At 65.5% G+C, this 21,425-nt stretch carries 16 protein-coding genes, 1 tRNA gene and 1 pseudogene; 12 read left to right on the top strand and 6 right to left on the bottom strand.

Annotation, left to right across the window (positions count from 1 at the left end):
- Positions 1-3 precede the first annotated feature (3 nt).
- Both ABE424_RS09625 and ABE424_RS09620 read left to right on the top strand, forming a co-directional pair.
- The gene (locus ABE424_RS09625; protein WP_179459937.1) at positions 4-1,725 is read left to right on the top strand and encodes a glycosyltransferase family 39 protein; all 1,722 of its coding nucleotides are present in this window, start codon (positions 4-6) and stop codon (positions 1,723-1,725) included.
- 111 nt (positions 1,726-1,836) lie between these two features.
- Entirely contained in the window at positions 1,837-3,132 is a 1,296-nt protein-coding gene (locus ABE424_RS09620; protein WP_346490725.1) for an O-antigen ligase, read from the top strand.
- Here ABE424_RS09620 and ABE424_RS09615 read toward each other — a convergent pair.
- A complete protein-coding gene (locus ABE424_RS09615) occupies positions 3,117-3,935 on the bottom strand; it encodes a glycosyltransferase family 2 protein (protein ID WP_319210983.1) in 819 nt (272 codons plus the stop codon). The genes ABE424_RS09620 and ABE424_RS09615 overlap by 16 nt on opposite strands.
- Between ABE424_RS09615 and ABE424_RS09610 the strand changes: the two genes are divergently transcribed.
- Positions 3,934-4,992 (top strand): CDP-glycerol glycerophosphotransferase family protein, encoded by a 1,059-nt coding sequence (locus ABE424_RS09610; RefSeq protein ID WP_346490760.1) that lies wholly within the window; start codon positions 3,934-3,936, stop codon positions 4,990-4,992. The genes ABE424_RS09615 and ABE424_RS09610 overlap by 2 nt on opposite strands.
- Before the next feature lie 117 nt (positions 4,993-5,109).
- Here ABE424_RS09610 and ABE424_RS09605 read toward each other — a convergent pair whose 3' ends face one another.
- The 4 genes from ABE424_RS09605 to ABE424_RS09590 all read right to left on the bottom strand — a co-directional run bounded on the left by ABE424_RS09605 (position 5,110) and on the right by ABE424_RS09590 (position 9,365).
- Complete coding sequence (locus tag ABE424_RS09605; protein WP_346490726.1) at positions 5,110-6,636, bottom strand: PH domain-containing protein; 1,527 nt, start codon at positions 6,634-6,636, stop codon at positions 5,110-5,112.
- A complete protein-coding gene (locus tag ABE424_RS09600; RefSeq protein WP_346490761.1) occupies positions 6,633-7,133 on the bottom strand; it encodes a PH domain-containing protein in 501 nt (166 codons plus the stop codon). The genes ABE424_RS09605 and ABE424_RS09600 overlap by 4 nt, the downstream gene beginning before the upstream one ends.
- A 109-nt stretch (positions 7,134-7,242) precedes the next feature.
- Positions 7,243-8,358 (bottom strand): GTP cyclohydrolase II RibA, encoded by a 1,116-nt coding sequence (gene ribA / locus ABE424_RS09595; RefSeq protein ID WP_346490727.1) that lies wholly within the window; start codon positions 8,356-8,358, stop codon positions 7,243-7,245.
- An 89-nt stretch (positions 8,359-8,447) separates the two neighbouring features.
- Complete coding sequence (locus tag ABE424_RS09590; protein WP_346490728.1) at positions 8,448-9,365, bottom strand: lauroyl acyltransferase; 918 nt, start codon at positions 9,363-9,365, stop codon at positions 8,448-8,450.
- 85 nt (positions 9,366-9,450) lie between these two features.
- Here ABE424_RS09590 and dtd point away from each other — a divergent pair, with 85 nt between their 5' ends.
- The 9 genes and pseudogenes from dtd (at position 9,451) to ABE424_RS09545 (ending at position 19,155) form a co-directional block, all read left to right on the top strand.
- Positions 9,451-9,891: a D-aminoacyl-tRNA deacylase gene (gene dtd, locus ABE424_RS09585; protein WP_346477788.1), complete on the top strand. Its 441-nt coding sequence runs from the start codon at positions 9,451-9,453 to the stop codon at positions 9,889-9,891.
- 90 nt (positions 9,892-9,981) lie between these two features.
- On the top strand, positions 9,982-11,829 hold the full coding sequence (gene rpoD / locus ABE424_RS09580; RefSeq protein ID WP_176988080.1) for an RNA polymerase sigma factor RpoD: 1,848 nt from the start codon (positions 9,982-9,984) through the stop codon (positions 11,827-11,829).
- 152 nt (positions 11,830-11,981) lie between these two features.
- On the top strand, positions 11,982-12,656 hold the full coding sequence (locus ABE424_RS09575) for a hypothetical protein (RefSeq protein ID WP_346490729.1): 675 nt from the start codon (positions 11,982-11,984) through the stop codon (positions 12,654-12,656).
- A 168-nt stretch (positions 12,657-12,824) separates the two neighbouring features.
- Positions 12,825-14,225: a type II toxin-antitoxin system HipA family toxin YjjJ gene (yjjJ, locus tag ABE424_RS09570; RefSeq protein ID WP_346490730.1), complete on the top strand. Its 1,401-nt coding sequence runs from the start codon at positions 12,825-12,827 to the stop codon at positions 14,223-14,225.
- A 56-nt stretch (positions 14,226-14,281) separates the two neighbouring features.
- Positions 14,282-14,357: transfer RNA gene (locus ABE424_RS09565), tRNA-Ile, on the top strand.
- 290 nt (positions 14,358-14,647) lie between these two features.
- A pseudogene (locus ABE424_RS09560) lies at positions 14,648-14,776 on the top strand (DUF927 domain-containing protein); the annotation flags it as partial.
- 167 nt (positions 14,777-14,943) lie between these two features.
- Entirely contained in the window at positions 14,944-15,780 is an 837-nt protein-coding gene (locus ABE424_RS09555) for a hypothetical protein (RefSeq protein WP_346490763.1), read from the top strand.
- A 140-nt stretch (positions 15,781-15,920) separates the two neighbouring features.
- Positions 15,921-16,598 carry a hypothetical protein gene (locus ABE424_RS09550; protein WP_346490731.1) on the top strand — a complete coding sequence of 226 codons (678 nt, stop codon included), beginning with the start codon at positions 15,921-15,923 and terminating at the stop codon, positions 16,596-16,598.
- A gap of 1,015 nt (positions 16,599-17,613) precedes the next feature.
- Positions 17,614-19,155: an arylsulfatase gene (locus tag ABE424_RS09545; protein WP_346490732.1), complete on the top strand. Its 1,542-nt coding sequence runs from the start codon at positions 17,614-17,616 to the stop codon at positions 19,153-19,155.
- Positions 19,156-20,022: 867 nt separating this feature from the next.
- Here the strand turns inward: ABE424_RS09545 and ABE424_RS09540 are convergent.
- Positions 20,023-21,036, bottom strand: coding sequence for a hypothetical protein (locus ABE424_RS09540; protein WP_346490733.1), 1,014 nt, complete (start codon positions 21,034-21,036; stop codon positions 20,023-20,025).
- Positions 21,037-21,425: the final 389 nt, after the last annotated feature.

Genomic DNA, 21,425 nt, shown 5'->3' with positions numbered 1-21,425 from the left:
CCCATGCTTAAAACCCGCGCATCCCGAGAGTTCTGGCTGCTTGCCCTGATGGCCCTGCTCGTTCTGGGGGCCGGCCTGGGCATGCGTGACCCGTGGCCGTCCGACGAGCCCCGCTTCGCGCTGGTGGCCAAGCAGATGGTGGAGAGCGGCGACTGGCTGTTCCCGCATCGCGGCACCGAGCTGTACTCGGACAAGCCGCCGATGCTGATGTGGTCGCAGGCCGCGCTGTACTCGTTGATCGGCGACTGGCGCGTGGCCTTCCTGCTGCCGTCGCTGCTGGCCGCACTGGGCACGCTGGCCTGCGTCCACGACCTGGGCCGGCGCCTGTGGACGCGGCGGGTCGGGCTGTATGCCGCCTGGGCGCTGCTGTTCGCGCTGCACTTTACGTTCCAGTCCAAGAAAGCGCAGATCGATCCACTGGTGGTGTTCTTCATCACCCTGGCCAACTACGGGCTGCTGCGTCACCTGCTGCTTGGGCCGGCCTGGCGCTGGTGGTGGCTGGGCTGGTTCGCCGCCGGGCTGGGCGTGATCACCAAGGGCGTCGGCGTGATCGCGCTGCTGATGATCCTGCCCGCGGCGGTGGCCTCCGTGCTGGGCTGGCCGCGGGTCAAACTGCATATCCGCGACTGGCGCTTCTGGGTCGGGCCGCTGGCCTTCGTGCTGGCGATCGCGCTGTGGCTGGTGCCGATGGTGGTGACCGCGCTGGGCAGCGGTTCGGCCGAGTACCGCGCCTATCTGGACGACATCCTGTTCCGGCAGACCGCCAAGCGCTACGCGCAGTCCTGGGATCACCACCAGCCGTGGTGGTATTTCCTGGGCACGATGCCGTCGATGTGGATTCCGGCCTTCCTGGCGATTCCCTGGGCCATCCCCGCCTGGCGCCGACGCCTGCAGCGCCGCGATGCGCGCTACCTGCTGCCGCTGGTGTGGTGGCTGCTGATCGTGCTGTTCTTCTCGATCCCCAACGGCAAGCGCGACGTCTACATCCTGCCGGCGCTGCCCATGTTCTGCCTGGCGCTGGCACCGCTGCTGCCCGGGCTGCTGCGCAAGCGCGCTTTCCAGTGGCTGCTCGGGGGCTTCGTGGCCCTGCTGGCCGCGGGCCTGCTCGGCATCGGCATCTCGATGCTGCTCGGTCAGCCGGGTTTCGAGCGCAAGCTGATCCTCGACCGCGGCATCGACACTGCGGTGACCTCCGGCCTGGGCTGGGTGGCGGTGGCGCTGGGCTGCTGGGCCGTGCTCACCCTGTGCATCGCCGGCGTCCGCCGCTTCCATCTGGCGGTGGTGGCGACCCTCACCATGGCCTGGGTGGCATTCGGCCTGATCGGCTATCCGCTGTTCAACGACTCCAGCTCGGCACGTGGCCTGATGCAGCAGGTCGGCCAGCGCATCGGCCCGGAGGCGGAACTGGGCCTGGTCGCGTGGAAGGAGCAGAACCTGCTGATGGCCGACCGCGATGCCGCGACGTTCGGGTTCAATCGGCGCTGGGACCGGCAGCTGGTCGATGGTGTCGCCTGGCAGGCGGCCCAGCCGCAGCAGCGCTGGCTGCTGGTGCAGGAAGACGCGCTGCTGGCCTGCGTGGACCGCACCAGCGCCGAACTGGCCGGGGTCGCCAACCGTCGCCGTTGGTGGTTGGTGAGGCCGGGCGATATCCATGGGCCCTGCGTGGCCAGCGCCGAAGAGCAGGCACGCGAACGCGCACTGCACCGGATCGACGGCGATGAGTGAATTCTGCAATGCTGGCCGCCTCCCCGGGCACCTGCCGCAGGTCCGTGGGCGCCGGTCGCGTCCAATGCAATCACGGGCGTGCGTGCCTGGGTGTGGCAATCGAGGTTGGCAATGACGTTCTCCCCTGCATCCGAGCCGGCCCTGCCTGCCTCCCTGCCGCCACTGCAGGGGCGTGCCGGCGTGGCCCATTGGATCGCCACCGTGGGCCTGTTCTGCATGCCCGCCCTGGTGCTGACCCTGCCGCAGAACCTGCTGCCGTACGGCATCCTGTTGCTGCTGAGTACGCTGCTGGCGCCGGACTACTTGTGGCGCGCGCGTGGCCTGGCCGGGCGGCCGGTGAAGGTGCTGGCCTGGCTGGTGGTGGCCGCGATCGCTTTCGCGCTGCTCTCGATCTATCTGTTCGAGCAGGGACTGCGCGATATCGACAACCGCTCGCGGTTCGTGGTGATTCCGTGGATCGCGCTGTGGGTCTGCGCGCTGCGGCCGGACATCCGCTGGTTGTGGGCGGGCGCCCTGGCCGGCCTGCTTGGCACGATGGTGCTGTCGATCCTGCAAGTGGCCGGCGGCGCCCCGCGTGCCGACCTGAGCACCAACGCCATCGTGCTGGCCGACATCGTGCTGGTGCTGATGGTGCTGCTGGTGTTCTGCCGGCCGCACCAGCGCTGGACCTGGGTGATCGTGGGCATGGTCGCCGGCTGTGTGACCATCGTGCTCAGCGGCAGCCGCGGGGTCTGGCTGGCGCTGCTGGCGCTGCTGGTGGTGATGGCGATGAGCCTGCGCTGGCGCACCGGTCGTGCGCGGCTGGGCGTACTGCTGGCGCTGGTGGCGATCGCGGGCACCCTGACCCTGACCATTCCAAGCCTGCGCGAACAGGTCCGGCTGACCGAGCTCAAGCACGACGTCGTGCGGATGGAGCGCGGTGACAGCGATTCCTCCGCCGGCGCGCGGGTGGAGCGCCTGCAGGTGGCCTATGAGACCTTCCTCGACCATCCGCTGACCGGGGTGGGCATCGGCCACTTCGACAGCGCCATGCAGCGCCTGCCGGTGTGCCGGGACGATCCGGGCGAGCAGCGCTGCCACCTGGGGCACGCGCACAACGATCTGGCCGAATGGGCCGCGACCCAGGGCGTCCCCGGCCTGCTGCTGCTGCTGGCCATCTATGGCGTGCCGCTGTGGGTGTTCACCGGCCTGCACCGGCGCAGCGGCGAGCAGACCTTCCGTGGCCCGGCCGCGGCCGGGATCATGGTGGTGGTGACCTACGTGCTGTGCGGGATCACCCAGTCGATGTTCGCGCACCAGATCACCGCCAGCTTCTACGTCACCATCGTCGGGCTGCTGGCCGGCCTGTCGATCGTCCAGGGCCACACGCGCCGCCTGGCGCTGGCCCGGGCTCAGGCCCCGGGCTGATCCCGCGGCGGGTCGGTGACCGGCTGCCCGTTCTGCAGCATCCACAGCATGATGGTCTTCTGGCGCACGTAGTTGGCGCGCACGTAGGCGTAGACCAGCCCGTGCCAGCCATCGCGGAAGCCGCCACGCAGCAGCAGCCCGCGCCAGAACCGCCACGCCGGGGCCAGGATCAGCTTGGGCAGGGTGGCGCGCTTGCCGCGCGCGAACTCGTGCTCGGCCATCATCCGCGCATAGCGCTGGGTCTTGAGCAACTGCTGCTCCAGCGAGCGGTAGGGGTAGTGGATCAGGTCGCCGCGCAGGGTGCCCACTGCGCCATCGACACTGGCCGCCTCATGGATCTCGCGCTTGCCACGCCAGCCGCCGTGGCGGCGGTCGAACAGGCGCAGGACCCGGTCCGGGTAGGCATTGCCATGCTTCAGGAATTTGCCGAAGTACTCGGAAAGCCGTGCGAACCGGTAGCCGTGGTGGCCGGCGAAGCCGTTGGCCCGGGCGTGCAGGATCGCCTCGCGCAGGGCGTCGCTGATGCGCTCGTCGGCATCCAGGCACAGCACCCAGTCATGCGAGGCCTGCGCGACGCAGAACGCCTTCTGGCTGCGGAAGCCATCGAACGACCGCTGCAGCACCCGCGCCCCGGCGGCCGTCGCAATGGAGACCGTGGCATCGGTGGACTGCGAGTCCACGACGACGATCTCGTCGCAGAAGGCCAGCGAGGCTAGGCAGTCGCCGATGCGGTCGGCTTCATTGAACGCGATAATGCAGGCCGAAATGCGAGGCCGTTCAGTGGGAGCGGTCGAGGAGGACATGATGGCCGAGTACCTGCTGTTTGCGACGGAGCGTTATGCGCTGCCCATTCTCGCCCCTCTGGCGCAGGCGTTGCACGCATCCGGTCAATCGGTGTCGGCCTGGTTCGCCGATGGCGCCGCCGGCGCGTCGCTGCCCGGCGTGCCCGATGTCGGGCTGAAAGAGGCGCTGGCCCTGCGCCCGCGCGCGGTGTTCAGCGCGGCCAACTGGGTGCCGCCGTTCATCGCCGGGGCCAAGGTGCAGGTGTTCCATGGCTTCAACGTGCAGAAGCGCGACAGCGCCCGTGGCCACTTCCGGGTGCGCGGCCTGTTCGATCTGTACTGCACCCAGGGCCCGGCCACGACCACGCCGTTCCGCGAGCTGGCCGCGCGCGAGGGTCACTTCGCCGTGGCCGAAACCGGCTGGCCCAAGCTGGATCCGCTGTTCCGCGACGACGGCGGCCTGAGCGCAGGAATGCGCGTGCCTGCACAGGGGCGCCCGGTGATCCTGTTCGGCTCGACCTTCACCGAGCGGCTGAGCGCGGCGCCGCATCTGTATGACGCGATTGCCGCCGACATCGCCCGCGGCGACCACTACTGGCTGCTGACCCTGCACCCCAAGTGCGCGCCCGAGCTGTTCGAGCGCTACCGCGCGCTGGCCGGCGCGCATGCGCGCTTCATCGAGCCGGAGCAGGTGATGGCCGCGCAGCGTGCGGCCGATGTGCTGGTCTCGGACACCTCCTCGATCGTGTCCGAGTTCATCGTGCAGCACAAACCGGTGGTGACCTTCCGCAACCGGGTTCCGCAGCCGCACATGCTCGATTTCGACGATGCCACGCAGCTGCCGGTGATGCTGGCCCAGGCGTTGAATCCCGCCCCGGCATTGATGGCCGAGATCCGTCGCTATGCCGACACCATCCATCCGTTCCGCGATGGGTATTCCTCCGAGCGGGTGATCGCGGCGACCGAGGATTTCCTGTCCGGCGAACTCGGCACGCTCAAGCGCAAGCCCTTCGGCGCGTGGACGCGCGGCCTGCAGATCCGCAGGGATCTCGGCTATTGGGGACCGGCAAGGCGGTAAGGCAGCGGTTGCGATGCCTGCCGGGATGGCGAGGAGCCGGGCAGCGGCCGGCACTACCGGGCAGATCGACGTGGATGCACGTCACCCGGTAGATCCACGCCATGCGTGGATGCTCTCCTACCAGCGCAGGCGGCGCTTCGCCAACGCGCGGCCCAACTGCTCATACACCGCACGCGCCTCCGCTTCCGGCAGGAACTGCAGCACCAGCGGCGTGCCCAGCCCCGCGCCGGCGGTATCCAGCCACACGCTGGCGGTGCCCAGCCGGCGGTCCAGGGGCGATCGGGTCAATCGCAGCGCCTGCAGCTTGTCCAGCTCGGCAAAACGCCACCAGCGCTGCCACCAGCCGCCACGGATGGCCACATAGCGCTCATCCAGGTAATAGCCGATACGCGCCATCTGCCGGTGCGCGCGGAACGCCGACCACGGCAGCCAGGCGAGCACGACAGCGCCCCACGGGCCGAGTTCCCCTACCGCAGCGGCGGCCAGCAGCGGCACGATCAGCAGCGCCGGCAGGCACAGCCGCCACCACTGGCGCTGCTGCACCGGCTGCCACTGTGTGGGCGGCCAGGAAAGGGCGGGCAGCAGATGCTGGATCAGCGCGTCGCAGGCGGGCACGGTGGCCAGCGGCGCCAGTTCGCGCAGGTCGCGGCGTTCGTTCTCGCCGGGGTTGCCGGCGGCGATGTCGATGCGCAGCTGGCGGCGGCCGACCCAGCGCTGCAATGTGCTTTCGCGCAGGGTCCAAGCCTGGATGCGACGCCGTGCCACGCTGGTACGCATGCGCGTGAGCAGGCCGGTGGCCACGGTCAGCCGGCGCTCGCGTTCGCTCAGGGTGAAGCCGTGGTAGCGCAGCAGCGCCAGCACCACCGACAACACCCGCAGCAGCAGCCAGAACACCACCACCATCAGCAGCGCGGCCAGCGCCCAGCCCAGCGTGCTCACATGCAGGTCGCTGGCGTAGCCGAACAGCTGGCGGCCACCGGCTTCGATCGCGTCGGACATGCGTGCGCGCGGAAAGATCTGCAGCACCGCGCCGAGCGCGGCCAGCACCACCACCCAGCCGCGGTTGGAGAGCAGGCCGATGCGCACTACGTCGCCGGTACCCAGCGCCAGCAGCACGTCCTCGGCCGGTTCGGCCGGGGCGGCGGTTTCCGCGCTGCCAGCGGTGTCGGCGGCCTGCACGGTGCCGCGCTGGCGCACCAGCTGTTCCAGTGCCAAGGCCTGCTCCAGCTTGAGCACGCGCATTTCGGCCTCGGGGCGGTGGCCGCCGGCCGATTCGAGCTTGAGCTCGGCCACGCCGAACAAACGGTGCAGCGGGTTCTGGTGGACCACCACGTTGTGGATGCGCGCGAACGGAATCTCGCGCCGGTTGCGCGAGAGCACGCCACTGCGCACGGTGATCGCAGCCGTGCCGATCTGGTAGTGGTAGGTGAGGTACTGCAGGATCGACACCGCCACCAGCACCGCGATCACGATCACCGCGCCGACGTAGGACCACATCTCATCGCGGTCACCGCGCTGTCCGAACACCACCAGCGCGATCAGCGGCACCAGGAACTGGCGCAGCTGCATCAGCAGCACGAACAGCCATGACCAGGCATGCAGCCGCTGTTGCGGGGCGTCGTCGGCCGGCGCCACGGTACTCATAGCGCGTCGTCATCCTGGTCCAGCTGGTAGGCCAGGGTGTCGCGCAGGCGCTCGGCGTCGTCGCTGTCCAGCCCGCCGATGGTCACCGCACTGAAACGGCTGCCGGCGGTATGCACCACCAGCGTGCTGAGCCGCGCGTTGCGCTCGATCGGGCCGCGGCGCAGGTCCAGGTGCTGTACACGCGAGAGCGGCACGCGCGTTTCGTGCTGCCACAGCAGGTCACGGCGCAGGCCCAGGCCATGCGCGTCCAGCCGCCAGCGGGTGCGGCGCTGGCGGCGGAAGCCGATCATCGCGCCGGCCAGCGTGCCCACCACCACCAGTGCAGCCACGCCCCACCAGCGCGCCGGCAGCTCGAACAGCACCCACAGCGCGCCAGGCACGATGCCGAACAGCAGCGCACCGCTGATCGCCCCGCTGACCGCGGCCAGCCAGGCCGAGCGCAGTGGCAATGGCTGCCAGTCCGGCGCCGCGGGAGCAGCGGGCAGGGGCGGCGGCACGGGAGTGTCGAGGAGATCGGACAAGGCAGGGCGCTCGGCAGGAAACAGGCCGGACGCATGCGTGCAGGTGCAACCGTCCGTGGCGCAGACGGTAGCAGGTTGCCGTGGGCTATTGCGCGGCCTGGATCAGCGCGTCGACATCGAGCAGATGGCCGGCGCGTTCGGCCTTGGTGCGCAGGTACTGCTCGTTCTCGGCGGTGATGTCGCCGGTGACCGGCACGCAGTCCACCACGTCGATGCCGGCGTTGCGCAGGCGCTGGGCCTTGGTCGGATTGTTGCTGAGCAGCTGCACGCGGGTCACGCCCAGGCCCTGCAGCATCGCCACGGCGCTGCCGTAGCGGCGCTCATCCGCGCCGAAGCCGAGCTGGGCATCGGCGTCGATCGTGTCCAGGCCATCGTGCTGATACCCGTAGGCGCGCATCTTCGCGGCGATGCCGGTGCCGCGGCCTTCCTGGTCCAGGTACAGCAGCACGCCGCCACCGAGCTCCTTGAGCTTGCGCAGGCCACGCCGCAGCTGGTCGCCGCAGTCGCACTTGAGCGAACCGAACAGATCACCGGTCAGGCAGGAGGAATGCACGCGTACCGGCACCACCGCGGACAGGTCCGGGCTGCCGACGATGATCGCGACCTGGTCGCGCTGGGCCACGCCGCCGCGGAACACCGCGAATTCGGTCATGCCGACCTCGCGCAGCGGCACCGGCGAGCGGGCCACCAGCTCATAGGCGTGCGCGGCCTGTTCGGCGCCCTGGCTCAGGTCGCACAGCGAGACCTGCGCGCAGGCGTCGAAGCGGCGGTCATCGGAGTTCAACAGCACGCCGACCATCGCCGGCAGCAGCAGGCCGAGGCGGGCGATCTCCACCGCGCCATCGTCCAGCGCTTCACCACCGGTCCAGCCCGGCGGCATCGCACCCGGATCGCGCAGGTAGCTGAGCGAGGGCAGGGCATCGAAGTCGATCCCGGCCAGCGGCACGCGGGCGCCACGTTCGGCGCTGACCCCGAGCACGCGGGCACGGGTCGCGGTGAGGAACAGGTAGTGGCGGTCTTCCGCGGCCGTAGCGAAGGCGGTGTAGCTGGTGCGGGTGCTGCTGTCCAGCGCGATGAAGGCCAGGCGCTGGCCGTGGCCATCGTCGATCACCACCGGGCGACCGGCACGCAGCTCGGCCACCGCGCGCTCGCAGCGGATCGCGGCCGGATCGCCGAACGGGGAAGAAACAGCAGAGGACATGGCAGGGGCCGTGGGGGACATCGTGGTTTCCACAGTGGGGACGGATCGCGCCGATTCAATCGCGCCAGGGGCGCGACGCTGCGTCGCAGTCAGTGCGGATGGTCCTCGGTGGCATAGGGATCGGCCTCGCCGCTCTCCGGTGGGCGCAGCGTATAGCGCTTGTAGGTCCACTGATACTGCGCCGGATCGCGCCGGGCGATGCGCTCGATCCCGGCATTGAGGGCGCTGGCGGCGGTGCGCGGGTCCGGATCGGCCACGGCCGGCAGGGTCGGTTCGATGTGGAGGGCGAACTCCATGCCCGGCCCGACCCGCTCGCACCAGCCGTACAGCACGGTCGCGCCGGTGCGCTCGGCCAGACGGTTGACCAGGGTCATGGTCAGCGCCTCCACGCCGAAGAACGGCGCGAACACCCCGTCGCCGGCCTTGGGCTGCTGGTCGGGCAGGATGCCGGTGGCGCCGCCGTCCTTGAGCACCTTTAACAACTGGCGCACCGCCGGGCCCTCTGCGCGCACCTGCTGCACGTTGTCGCCGCCGCGGACCAGCTGCAGGAAGGCATCGCCCACGGCCTCATCCGGGGCCTTGTAGACGATCGCGATCGGCCCGCGCGAGGCCAGCCACTGGTTGAGCAGTTCCCAGTTGCCGTAATGCGGGGCGGCCACGATCACGCCCTTGCCGGCGGCCAGGGCCGCGTCGTACAGCGCCTCGCCGTGGCGCTGGGTCAGCCGGGCGAGGTTGCGTTCGCGGGGCTGGGTCCACAGGCGCAGGGTCTCGATCGCCTGCAGCGCGGTCGAGCGCAGCACGTTGCGGTGCAGGACGGCGCGCTCGGCCTCGCCCATCCCGGGGTAGGCCAGCTCCAGGTTGCGGCGGGTGACGCGGCTCTCGCGGGCATTGAGACGGATCCACAGCCAGGCCAGCACGGAGGCGAAGGCACGCAGCCAGGACCAGGGCAGGCGGGTGAACAGGGCAGCGGCGCGGTAGGCCAGGCGGGCAGTGGTGTGCGGTTTCATCACCGCAAAGTCTAGCCGCTGGCGGCCAGCCTGTCGGCGCGCAGGGGCGTTAAGGTAGTCCGCCTTCAGTTGCGGAGCCCCGTCCATGCTTGTCCTGATCCAGCGCGTCAGCGAAGCCAGCGTCCGTGTCGAGGGGGCCGTCATCGGCCAGATCGGGCCCGGCCTGCTGGCCTTGGTCGGCATGGAGCCGGGCGATACCGAGGCCCAGATCGCCCGGATGGCCGATCGGCTGCTTGGTTATCGTGTCTTTGGCGATGAGACCGGAAAAATGAACCGGTCCCTGCGCGATACCGGCGGCGGACTGCTGCTGGTCAGCCAATTCACCCTGGCGGCCGATACATCCAGCGGGATGCGGCCGGGCTTCAGTACCGCCGCGCCGCCGGCGGAGGCTGAACGCGGATTCAACCGGCTGGTCGACATCTGCAGACAAAAACATGCCCCGGGGGTGGAAACCGGCCAGTTTGGTGCCCATATGGTTGTCAGCCTGGTCAACGATGGTCCCGTGACCTTCCTGCTCAGACCCTAGCCCCCGGGACCACCGCCCGGGAACGCGGGGCGCCGGGCTGGTATAATGCTAGGTTCTATTCCCTCTCCCAGCCGGTGGCGCGAGCACTACATGGCCAACGAACGTCCTGCCCAGCAAAACGACATCAAGCTTCTGATCAGCAAGGGCCTGGAACAGGGCTACCTGACCTACGCCGAAGTCAATGACCATCTGCCCGACGACATCGTCGACCCGGAGCAGATCGAAGATATCATCGGCATGATCAACGGCATGGGCATTGATGTCCATGAAGTTGCGCCCGATGCAGAAACCCTGTTGCTCAACGATGGCAACACCGGCAACCGCGAAGTCGATGACACCGCGGCCGAAGAAGCCGCCGCCGCGCTGAGCGCGCTCGACACCGAAGGTGGCCGCACCACCGACCCGGTGCGCATGTACATGCGCGAAATGGGTACGGTCGAGCTGCTGACCCGCGAAGGCGAAATCGCCATCGCCAAGCGCATCGAAGAAGGTCTGGGCCAGGTCCAGGCCGCACTCGGTACCTTCCCGGTATCGGTGGAATCGCTGCTGGCCGACTACGACGCGCACAAGGAAGGCAAGAAGCGCCTGGCCGAAGTGATCGTCGGCTTCAACGACCTGGTCGAAGAAGTGCCGGCCCCGGTCGTCGCGGAAGACACCAGCGACGATGCCGAGGACGACGCCGACGAGGAAGAAGACGGCGACGACGTCGAGGAAGAAGCCGGCCCGACCGGTCCGGATCCGGAAGAAGTCGCACGCCGCATGCAGGCCCTGAGCGACGCGTACACCGCGTTCAAGAAGGCCGCTGCCAAGGGCGACCGCAAGCCGCTGGCCAAGCTGCGCGACGACATGGCCGCCGTGTTCGTGACCCTGAAGCTGCCGTTGCCGCTGACCGATGTGCTGGTCAAGCAGCTGCGCGACGTCATGGCCTCGATCAAGTCCCACGAACGCCGCGTGCTGAACCTGGCGACCGTGACCGCGCGCATGCCGCGCAAGGACTTCATCCGCTCGTGGGAAGGCAACCAGACCAACCTGGAGTGGGTGGAAGACGCACTGAAGCGCAAGCAGAAGTGGTCCTCGGCCCTGCGTGACGTGAAGGACCAGATCATCTCCGAACAGCAGGCGACGATCGACATCGAGAAGACCACCTGGCTGGAACTGGACGAGCTGAAGGAAATCAGCCGCGCCATGGCCTACGGTGAAGCGCGTGCGCGCAAGGCCAAGAAGGAAATGGTCGAAGCCAACCTGCGCCTGGTCATCTCGATCGCCAAGAAGTACACCAACCGCGGCCTGCAGTTCCTCGATCTGATCCAGGAAGGCAACATCGGCCTGATGAAGGCCGTGGACAAGTTCGAATACCGCCGTGGTTACAAGTTCTCCACGTATGCGACCTGGTGGATCCGCCAGGCCATCACCCGTTCGATCGCCGATCAGGCGCGCACCATCCGTATCCCGGTGCACATGATCGAAACGATCAACAAGTTGAACCGCATTTCCCGCCAGATGCTCCAGCAGTACGGCCGCGAGGCTACGCCGGAGGAGCTGGCCAAGGAAATGGACATGCCGGAAGACAAGATCCGCAAGGTGATGAAGATCGCCAAGGAGCCGATCTCGATGGAAACCCCGATCGGCGACGACGAGGATTCCCATCTGGGCGACTTCATCGAGGACACCAACGTGGAGTCCCCGATCGAGAACACCACCAACATCAACTTGTCTGAAACCGTGCGTGACGTGCTGGCCGGCCTCACCCCGAGGGAAGCCAAGGTGCTGCGCATGCGCTTCGGCATCGACATGAACACCGACCACACCCTCGAGGAAGTCGGCAAGCAGTTCGATGTCACCCGCGAGCGCATCCGCCAGATCGAAGCGAAGGCGCTGCGCAAGCTGCGTCATCCGAGCCGGTCCGAGCAGCTGCGCAGCTTCCTGGATATCGATTGATCGATACCGGCGCATCGCGTTGAAACCCGACAGACCCCGCGCAAGCGGGGTTTGTTTTTTGGGGCGGCAGATGCCGCCGCGCGTGCAGCGGGCAGCAATGCGGATGCGGTAGGATGCGCGTCGCTTTAGACCTGTGGATCGATGGAATGATGATGAAAAAAGGCTTGCTTGTCCTTGCCCTGTGCCCCTTCGCCGCGCTGGCCGCCGAGCCTCAGCAGCCTGCCTGCAACGCAGCTGATTTCTTCCAGACCCAGCCCGACCTCACGGTCGGCCGCGTCGTGGATGAAGGCAACGTGGCCCTGGTCGGTGAGCGCGCTGGCTGCCTGGACACGCCGCAGGACGGCTGCCGCAGCGGCGATGAGGTCGAACCGGGCAGCAGCCTGGTGATCGGCAGCCGCTGGAACGACTACTACTGCGTGCAGGTCCTGCCACCGGGCAAAGCGGTGGTGGGTTGGGCGCCGGAACAGCGTGTCATGAAGACCGGCCACATGGGCGACACCGACTTCAGCAGCTGGCTGGGGCAGTGGGACGGCAGCGCCGGGCGCGTGCTGGAGATACAGGCCAAGGGCGACACGCTGCATCTGCGCATGCTGCCAGCGGGCGGCAAAAGCGAGGGCGCGCTGATCGGCAGCGCCGAGCCGATGGGCGATGAGCTGTTCCTGGGCGAGGAACCCTGCGCAGTGCGGGCCTCGTTGCAGGGGTCGAAGCTGGTCGTCACCGACAACGGGCAGTGCGCGATCGGCGGGGCCAGCCCGGGTGGCGTGTACTCGAGCCGCGCGGCGGCGCAGCGGATGGAGCGGCTGTTCGAGGGGGTGGGGGATCGCTAGATTAATTTGGTGATTTCGTTGCTAGTTTCGTAACTTAATTTCTGCTGTGTTTGTGTTGGTGCTCGGAGTGATGTGATTTCAATCAATAACTTATAGGCGGCATGAGGTTGCGGCTCGCCGAAAATTGGCGTATAGATTCGTAACATAATTCGTATCGACATCCAGACCATGGCCCGTCCCCGTACCGTGCAGCTCCAGACGTTGTTCGACAGCCTGCCAGCTGGCGAGGCGGTATCGGCGGCCGATCTCATCGATCGCCTGGGCGTCACCCGGGCAACCCTGAGCCGTCTGGTCGCCGAGGCCGGGGACCGCGTGGTGCGACTTGGCCGCACCCGCGCCACGGCCTATGCCGTCCGCCAGCAGACCGCCGCGGGCAGCGAGTGGCCGCTGTTCCGTCTGCGCCCGGACGCCACCCTTGAAGAACTGGGTACGGTCGTGGCACTCACGGGCGAGACCTTCCACGTCTCGACCACCGCCGCACGCCCCAATCTGACCCGTTCGCCAGACGAGACCGTGGACGGCCACTTCCCGGGGCTGCCGTGGTATCTGGACGACCTGCGGCCACAGGGCTTCCTCGGGCGTGCGTTCGCGCATCGTCGCGGGCGTGACCTGGGCATCCCCGACGACCTCAATCGCTGGCAACTGGGTGACACCCTGCAGGCGCTGGTGCGTGCAGGCGGCACCGAGATCGGTGATCTCCTGCTGGGCGGCGATGCCGTGCAGATGGCGTTGCGCGCGCTCGATGCGCCCGGCGATCACGTCCTGGCCGCGCAGCGCACACGTCGTTATCCCGAGCGCGCCGCAGCGGCACTGGAAGGCGAAGACGTCGGATCGTCGCCCGGTGGCGAGCAACCGAAGTTCACGGCCACGGTGGAGCATGAGGGAGGGCGCTATGCGGCGCTGGTGAAGTTCGCGCAGCCCACCGCGGGCGAGGCCGCCGAACGCTGGGCGGACCTGCTGGTCTGCGAGCACCTCGCCCTGCAGTGCCTGCGCGACGCGGGCGTGCCGGCAGCGGCGTCCGAGATCCTCCAGACCGACACGCATACGTTTCTGGAGGTGCAGCGCTTCGACCGCACCGTCGACGTGCTCGGCCGGCGTGGCTTCGTCTCGCTGCTGGCGCTGTCCTCGGCCTTCGTCGGTGACGTGACCGTGGACTGGGGGACGGCTGCCGACGCGCTGCTGACGCAGGGCTGGGTCGATCGCGACGCGCAGGCCGCCATGGGCAGGCTGCACGCGTTCGGCCGGCTGATCGGCAACAGCGACATGCATCAGGGCAATCTGGGTTTCCACCTGGTCGATCGCGGCCCGCTGCCGTTGGCGCCCGCGTATGACATGTTGCCGATGTCACTGGCCCCCTCGCGCACAGGGGTGCTGCGTGCGGCTACGCCGCTCGCCCCCATCGCGCCGGAGCGCAGCGGTCAGCTCGCGCACCTGCACTGGGCAGTGCCGCTGGCGGTGGACTACTGGCAGCGTGTGGCGGGTTCGGCGCTGCTGCGCTCGGGCGTGCTGCGTGAGCTGGCTGCGGAGAATGCGCGTCGGGTGCAGGAAATGGGGCGGCGGTTCGGCTGATGTGAGGGTTGCAGTGGAAAGCGCCTGCGGGCCTCCACTACACTGTGCGGCCGCAAGGGCCTATAGCTCAACGGTTAGAGCAGAGGACTCATAATCCTTTGGTTCCAGGTTCGAATCCTGGTGGGCCCACCAAAGAAATCAGGCACTTGGGGTTTCCCCGAAGTGGCTGATAAGAGCTGGCGGAACAATGACCGGAAAAATCAGCGGCGTCGTGGCGGTTTCACGACGGGCAGAGCGTGGTCGTAGCGCCCTGTCGTCGGCGGCGACTGATGGCCCGCCGCGTCCTGCTTGTCGCCGCGGTTGCCCACTGTGTCCGTGACGCCGTGATGCTTCAGCCGAATGCAGGGAGAAGCGGTCCTGTATTTCGATGACAGCTTCGCGAAGCGCCATCGTGATGAAGCGCTGCCACGCGCTTTCGAACGATGACTTTTGCCATCGGATTCCATATCGTCGGAGGCAGTAGTAGCGGTAAGACAACCGCGCTGCGCGTCGCTGCCAGCGTCGTGGGCCCGCCCGAGTACGCGCGAGAATGGCGCAGCACGGCCAACGGGCTGGAAGGTGTGGCGGTGCTACACAACGATGCCACGCTCTTCTTGGATGAGCTGGCGCAGTCGATCCAAAGCAGGCCGGTGATGCCGCCTATCTGCTTGCCAACGGCAACGGCAAGAGCCGGGCCAATCGGGCGGGCGATGCTAGGGCCACCGCACGCTGGCGGGTGATGATCCTGTCGGCGGGCGAGGTCGGCTTGGCACAGCACATGGCTGAAGTCGGCAAGCAGGCCCGTGCTGGGCAGTCAGTGCGTCTGGCTGACGTACCAGCGGAGGCAGAAGCCGGTCATGGCGTCTTTGAGCGCCTGCACGATGCCAGCGATGGTGCAGGCTTGTCGGCAATCCTCAAGGATGCCGCCGCACGCACTTACGGCGCGCCGTGGCCGCTGTGGCTGGAGTACCTGACCCATACCGACAGCCCAGTACTCACAGCGCAGCTGCGCGAGTCCACCGACCGCTTCCTGGCCACCCACGTTCCCGATGATGCATCGGGGGAGGTGCGCCGCGTCGCTGAGCGCTTTGCCATCGCAGCCTTTGCCGGGGAGTTGGCCAGCAGCTGCCGCCACAAGCTCACCGGCTGGCCGAAGGGGGAAGCCACCTCCAGCGTAGCGGTGTGCTTCCAAGCGTGGCTGAGGCGCCGTGGCGGCTCTGGCAGCGCCGATACCGATGCCCTGTTGTCCCGCATCCGTGCCTTCTTTGAAGCGCATGGCGAGAGCCGGCTGGAAGCCTATCGCGCACCCCAAGCCGGGCTGCCGGTGCGTGATCGCGCGGGCTTCAAGCGGTTCGATGAGGTGGGCGTCACCGAGTACATGGTGCTTCCTGAAGCGTTCAACCGAGAGCTATGCGCAGGCTTCGACGCACGGCTGGCGGCGCGCGCGTTGGTGGACGCCGGGTGGCTCAAGCCGGGCACCGACGGCCGGGCGTCCACGGTTGTGCGTATCCCGGGTCTGGGCGCGGTACGCCTGTTTGTCTTCGACTCGCGCAAGGTCCACGACAGCGCGCTTTAACCCAACAGCAACAACCGGCCGCGAGCACAGTGCTCGCGCGCCATTCAACCAATCCCAATGGAGAATTCAGATGAGAGAACCAAGCCGCTATAACGTCGCACAACGAGGCCGAGCAGAGCATCGAGCCACGACAGCCGGTCGTGGCGGACAGCGAGCGGCGTGCACGGTTGAGAGATCTGGCCAAGGAGCTGGGCGAGGCCGTCCAGGTCAAGCGCAGCGCGGTGGGCAAGATCGAGACCATGCAGCGTGCACGTCAAGCAGCGCAGGCCGATGCGGATGCTGCGCGCGAGAAGTGGCGGCAAAAGCTGCGCGACGGGGATGGCACACTCACGCGCGAAGTCCAGAAGCTGCGCGTGGCCGAGCGGTCCGCGCTCTCGCTGGCAGAAGAGTACGGCGCGTTTGAGGCGGAGATCGCCAAAGACCTCCCGCGCATCGAGTTAGAGACTGCGGACGTGGCGTCAAGATGCATCAGCCTAACCAGCGCAGTGATCCAAGACGCCGCCGAGCAGCTGTACGACCAGACGCTCATGAAAGTGATCGACAGTCTGGCACTGGCATTCGTGCTGTTCTGCAAAGCAGAGAATGCCGGCGTTCCGTCCGGTCAGAAGAGCACCGTCGACGAGCTGGCCGGCCAGTTCTTCTGGCGCATCAACCGGCACATCTGTAAGCGATTGGATGACGCACCCGTGAGCGAAAAGGTGGACGCCTACTTGGCGCTCCCGCAGTTCGACTTACGAGGCGTGGATATGGACGTCGTACACAGCCCCGCGCGTCGCGAAATGCTGAAAAGACAAATCGGCTCCAAGATTGCAGTCTAAACTCTGGGCCACGGGGCTGATCATGCCCTTGATTGCTTGCCCGCGCACAGCGCGGGCAAGCTTCTACGTCCGGGCCGCGTCATGTCACGACCCTATAGCATTGCAACGTCGACATGCGGACGATAGCGAGCATCAGAGAACACCTTGAGCGCAGCTTTGTCAAAATCAGGACGGACTGTCACGATCAGTGTCTCTCCGTCTTGCGGCGCGCCTTCGCGCCAGGAGGTACCCCGAGAGCCTTGCGAATGGCCCCCGTAATGCCAAGTACGGAATGTAGCCAAGCAGAACGGCGATGACGAATGACTCCATCGGATACAGGAGGCTTCCGAACACTCTGTACTGATAGATGAGGTCCATACATACACCGATCAGTAGTATCCGCGAAGTTGCGATGATGCCTTCGCGCCAAACGGCACGGCGCGCGATGGTTTCGCTATGAATAAGCCGATGCAAGTAGGGCGCGCGTCCAATCTTGCCATCGCGAAATCCGTCAACTGCGGCGGTTACCACGGCCATGCTTGGTTGTAGAAAAAAGCGAAACATAAGCGGCCCATCGGTCCGCTCCAACAGATCGGTTCCGAAACGAACGGCGATCTCTAGGACTGATGACATGAGGAACGCTCCTTAGGCCCAGTTTCAGCTTGGCACCACGGGCCTTGGCACGCATCGAGTCAACTACTGGCTAATGCACAGTAGTTGTACTGGCGTGCGGCGGCACCGCCGCCTTGCGCAGCTGCAGAGCCGTTAGCGAACCGGGCTGTCCCCCTGCAGATGAGGGCTACACCAGGGCCTTCGATGTTGAAAGCACCGCAGGGATGCGATGATTCGCGTCCGGTGAAACTCGTACCCCTCTGGGCAGTCCGCTGCCGTCGATCTTCCCGCTCTAGCTGGGATCGCGCTTATCTCAGTAGAAGTACCGAGATCGACCAAGTAGAACTTCGGCGGTAGAGAACACCGGCGGCATCCACAATCCGAGTAACAATCGGCGTTGTGCCGAAGTCTCCGGAGCTGCTGGATGGACACCACGAACAAGCCGAATATCATCATGATCATGGCCGATGATGTAGGCATCTGGAACATCAGTGCCTACCACAGGGGCATGATGGGTGGCAGTACGCCGAACATCGACAGACTGGCTGCCGAAGGAGCGTTGTTCACGGACTATTACGGACAGCAGTCGTGCACAGCAGGCCGCGCGGCGTTCATCACCGGTCAGACCCCGTTCCGTACCGGGCTACTGAAAGTTGGCCTGCCAGCAGCGAAGCAGGGCCTGCAGGACTCCGATCCGACCATCGCCGAGATCCTGAAGCCGCTAGGATATGCGACAGCGCAGATCGGGAAGAATCACCTGGGCGACCGCAACGAGTATCTGCCCACGGTGCATGGCTTCGACGAGTTCCACGGGATTCTTTATCACTTGAACGCGATGCAAGAGCCCTACGATCCTGAGTATCCGAAGGATGCGAGCTTCCGCGAGAAGTTCGGGCCGCGCAACATCATTCACAGCGTGGCAGCCGACGAGGACGATGCCACTGAGGATGCGCGTTGGGGGCGCGTCGGCAGGCAGAAGATTGCCGATGCAGGGCCTTTACCTCCGCATCCTGGCATGGATGATTCTGCGGAGGTGAGCATGGAGGACATCGATGCCGACCTGGTGAAGCGTTCGTGCAATTTCATCGAGCGCTCGGTAACCGAGGGCCAGCCGTTCTTCCTCTGGCATAACTCGACGCGGTGCCATTCCTGGACGCATCTGTCCAAAGAGTGGGACGGCAAGACCGGATTCGGCCTCTTTGCCGATGCCATGGCCGAGCTCGATTGGATCGTTGGCGAATTGTTGGCCAAGCTGGATGCGCTCGGTGTCGCCGATAACACGGTGGTGCTGTTCACAAGCGACAATGGCGCCGAAATTTTCAGCTGGCCTGACGGGGGCAACCATCCGTTCCGGGGAGAGAAAGGCACAGTGTACGAGGGAGGATTCCGGGTGCCAATGCTGGCCCGCTGGCCCGGAGTGATTCCGTCTGGAGTCATCATCAATGACATCATGTCCGCCGAAGACTGGATGCCGACGCTGGTTGCTGCCGCCGGCGAGCCAGAGCTTAAAGAGAAGCTGTTGGATGGGTATCAGGCAGGAACCAAGACCTTCAGGAATCACCTTGACGGCTACAACTTCAAGCCGTTCTTCGAAGGCAAGGTGACGCAGAGTCCGCGCCGGGAGTTCTTCTACTTCAGCGACAACGCCGATCTCATGGCGGTGCGCTACAACCAGTGGAAGATCACCTTCAAAACCATCGTAGGAAACCTCTTCAGCGGCAAGGAGGATTCGACCAACGTGCCGCTGGTAACCAACCTGCGTGTTGACCCGTGGGAGCGGTACCAGACTGAGTCCACGTCCTATGGCCAATGGTGGGGTGAAAAATTGTGGGTAATGATGCCGGCGACAGGCGTCGTCGGCGCGTTTCTCGCCACCTTTAAGGACTACCCACCCAGCCAGGTATCCGGGTCGCTCAGCGTGGACAAGGCTCTGCGAGCGTTAGAAGAAGGAGGAAGAAAAAACTGAGGATTACCAAGACACCGATAGATCTTGGATGCGAAGCACCTGACGGCCCGCTATCGGCCTGGGATTCAGCCGGTTGACGTGTTGTGGCCATCGATTCTGACGTTGGTTCGACACGACATTGAGTCGAACTTGCTGGTCGGTATGTTGTCGGTGCCGATCATGTGGCTAAAGGCAGACAGCACGCCACGGGTCTACTTGCAGTCTAACGTGTAACCGCTGTTACCGACTGTTACCAATGGGGGTGGTAAGTGATGTGGCCGTAAGTGACTGAAATCACTGTTGTGTGTCTGGGTTGTTACCAGTGTTACCGGTGTTACCGGCAAACCCGGTGAGGCTACAACTTTCAGTAGTAATGACGCTGAAAAGTCACCGGAGCCTCGCCTAGGGCCGTGGGGGAGATGCGTGTCGCTGCAGTATTCGAAGTGCGTTCACGCCAATAACAGCGTTACCAAAGAGCCGTTACATGGCCTTAGCTCATAGCGTTCTTGAAACACACCTTATGTTGAAACTCGCATCTTGGACGCTATCGGACACTTCCTGCCGTCGCCGTCTCGGCACTCCCTTCTGACGCGATTACATCTTAGAAGGCAGGTCCCTGAGACATGCGCGTAGGCGCAGGGTTTCGCAGTGCTTCAACCAATGCCCCTATTGCCGCGATAGCTCGCAGCTGCCTGCATATGGGTGCACTGCAGGGGTGCAGGAAAACCAGCATATGAAGTGCGCAGGCGTGGCGGGGAGACAAGTGCGCGCGCTCGGGGAAGCAACGTGGCAGACTCGATCAGGCGACATTTCTCGTTGGGCACATTCGACGTATGAAAAAGCCGCCCATGGGGCGGCCCGTTTCAGTGTCCGGTCCTTCTGTACTGATCAATCCTTGTCTTGATGTGACTTGCCCATGTCCTTGCGAGTTAGCCCAAGGCTTAGCCCTGCAGGTAGCTCCGAAGCGGAGGCAATGAGCATTGGTGTGCTCGCGATGATCCGCCCGTTGTCGAGAACAGCATATGACGGGAACCACCTAAGTGCCTTGGCGTCGATCTCGTACACCAGCTTGGATGCTGGCATTCCTCGCTGTGCCAGGAGGGTGACTAACCTTGCAGCTTGAGCAGCGGCCTGAGAGAGACCCTCTTGGGCGGCATAATTCAGTGACACGTCATTGCCGCGAATCAGGAAAGTGACCTGGCATCCCTGCTGGTGACTTTCAAAGCACAGCAACGGTGCCTTGCGCTCACGTGCACTTTCAATGGCCTTCTTCAGCCACGTGTACGTAGCAGCATAGACAGCCTTCCCTACCTCAGTGCCAAACGCCTTCGCTGCTGGATTCCATACAAGCAGGGCGAAGGGTAGTCCGATTCGAATGAGTTCATGCCATGCATCGCTGGAATTGTGAGATAGCGGAGTGCGAACGATAGGGAGCGGAGCGTCCTGGGCGATTTCGTCCACCCAAGCCTCAGATACGTCTCGAGGATCGCTGGCGATCTGAATCCATGCCTCTTCGGTTGGTTCAGGCAGGTTGCTCAACTGCGAAGCCGCGACGTCATTCAGCCCGAGCTCGGCGAACGTCAGTATTCGATCACGGGTGTAGTGGCCGAGAATGGCTGCTACGAATCGTTCACCAGTCGGGGCTTGGAATAGGGCGGCTTCAAGGACGTTGCCGACGGGGCGGCCTGGATCATGACCATGAAGTATTGGGAGCGGTTCCCGCGCCAGCACCCGGAGCATCGTTTCAGGTTCTGCTTCAACCAGAAGCGATCCGTCCTCAGCGCGAGCATCTGTCCAGACTACCCCCGCAACGAGCTCCCCGTAATTGCCACCCTTGAGCCGGGTGATAGCATCTTGCGCCCACAACTGGGCCTCAATCGTATCGTTCAAAAGCTGCGCCACGGCGTATACCCTCGACAGGGTTGGTGAAAAATTCCAGCCTAGGATAGCGCTAGGGCAGAACCTGCACGTGGCAGCCAAGGGAACTATGCGCGCAGCCACGCTCCTAGGTCGTTTCGTCTATCGCGGTAGCCCTGGCGCAGTTCTACAGCATACGAAAGATTGGTAGGGTGGAAGAATGAGCTATCTAGTCGTCTCAGTTGTTGCATTAGCGATCCTCGCTCTCCTCGGTGCTGCGTTTGTTTGGGGCCTTAGCGCTGCCTGTTCCCTCGTTGCCTCGTTTTTCACGCCAGCAACTGGGAGGACCAATCCTCGCCGCTCTGCGGGATCCTGACTTCGCTATCCGCTGCGGTCGATTGTAGGCGGTAACTATGGCGGTAAGTGCCACTGTA

The sequence above is a fragment of the Stenotrophomonas sp. TWI1149 genome (genome assembly GCF_039673155.1).
Taxonomy (GTDB): domain Bacteria; phylum Pseudomonadota; class Gammaproteobacteria; order Xanthomonadales; family Xanthomonadaceae; genus Stenotrophomonas; species Stenotrophomonas maltophilia_AA.
This window is presented reverse-complemented; position numbering and strand designations above follow the sequence as displayed.

Excerpts from the sequence above, each read along its gene's own strand:
- ABE424_RS09625 (WP_179459937.1), top strand. The coding sequence starts at position 4 with ATGCTTAAAACCCGCGCATCCCGAGAGTTCTGGCTGCTTGCCCTGATG.
- ABE424_RS09620 (WP_346490725.1), top strand. The coding sequence starts at position 1,837 with ATGACGTTCTCCCCTGCATCCGAGCCGGCCCTGCCTGCCTCCCTGCCG.
- ABE424_RS09610 (WP_346490760.1), top strand. The coding sequence starts at position 3,934 with ATGATGGCCGAGTACCTGCTGTTTGCGACGGAGCGTTATGCGCTGCCC.
- ABE424_RS09615 (WP_319210983.1), bottom strand. The coding sequence starts at position 3,935 with ATGTCCTCCTCGACCGCTCCCACTGAACGGCCTCGCATTTCGGCCTGC.
- ABE424_RS09605 (WP_346490726.1), bottom strand. The coding sequence starts at position 6,636 with ATGAGTACCGTGGCGCCGGCCGACGACGCCCCGCAACAGCGGCTGCAT.
- ribA (WP_346490727.1), bottom strand. The coding sequence starts at position 8,358 with ATGTCCTCTGCTGTTTCTTCCCCGTTCGGCGATCCGGCCGCGATCCGC.
- ABE424_RS09590 (WP_346490728.1), bottom strand. The coding sequence starts at position 9,365 with ATGAAACCGCACACCACTGCCCGCCTGGCCTACCGCGCCGCTGCCCTG.
- dtd (WP_346477788.1), top strand. The coding sequence starts at position 9,451 with ATGCTTGTCCTGATCCAGCGCGTCAGCGAAGCCAGCGTCCGTGTCGAG.
- rpoD (WP_176988080.1), top strand. The coding sequence starts at position 9,982 with ATGGCCAACGAACGTCCTGCCCAGCAAAACGACATCAAGCTTCTGATC.
- ABE424_RS09575 (WP_346490729.1), top strand. The coding sequence starts at position 11,982 with ATGAAAAAAGGCTTGCTTGTCCTTGCCCTGTGCCCCTTCGCCGCGCTG.
- yjjJ (WP_346490730.1), top strand. The coding sequence starts at position 12,825 with ATGGCCCGTCCCCGTACCGTGCAGCTCCAGACGTTGTTCGACAGCCTG.
- ABE424_RS09555 (WP_346490763.1), top strand. The coding sequence starts at position 14,944 with ATGATCCTGTCGGCGGGCGAGGTCGGCTTGGCACAGCACATGGCTGAA.
- ABE424_RS09545 (WP_346490732.1), top strand. The coding sequence starts at position 17,614 with ATGGACACCACGAACAAGCCGAATATCATCATGATCATGGCCGATGAT.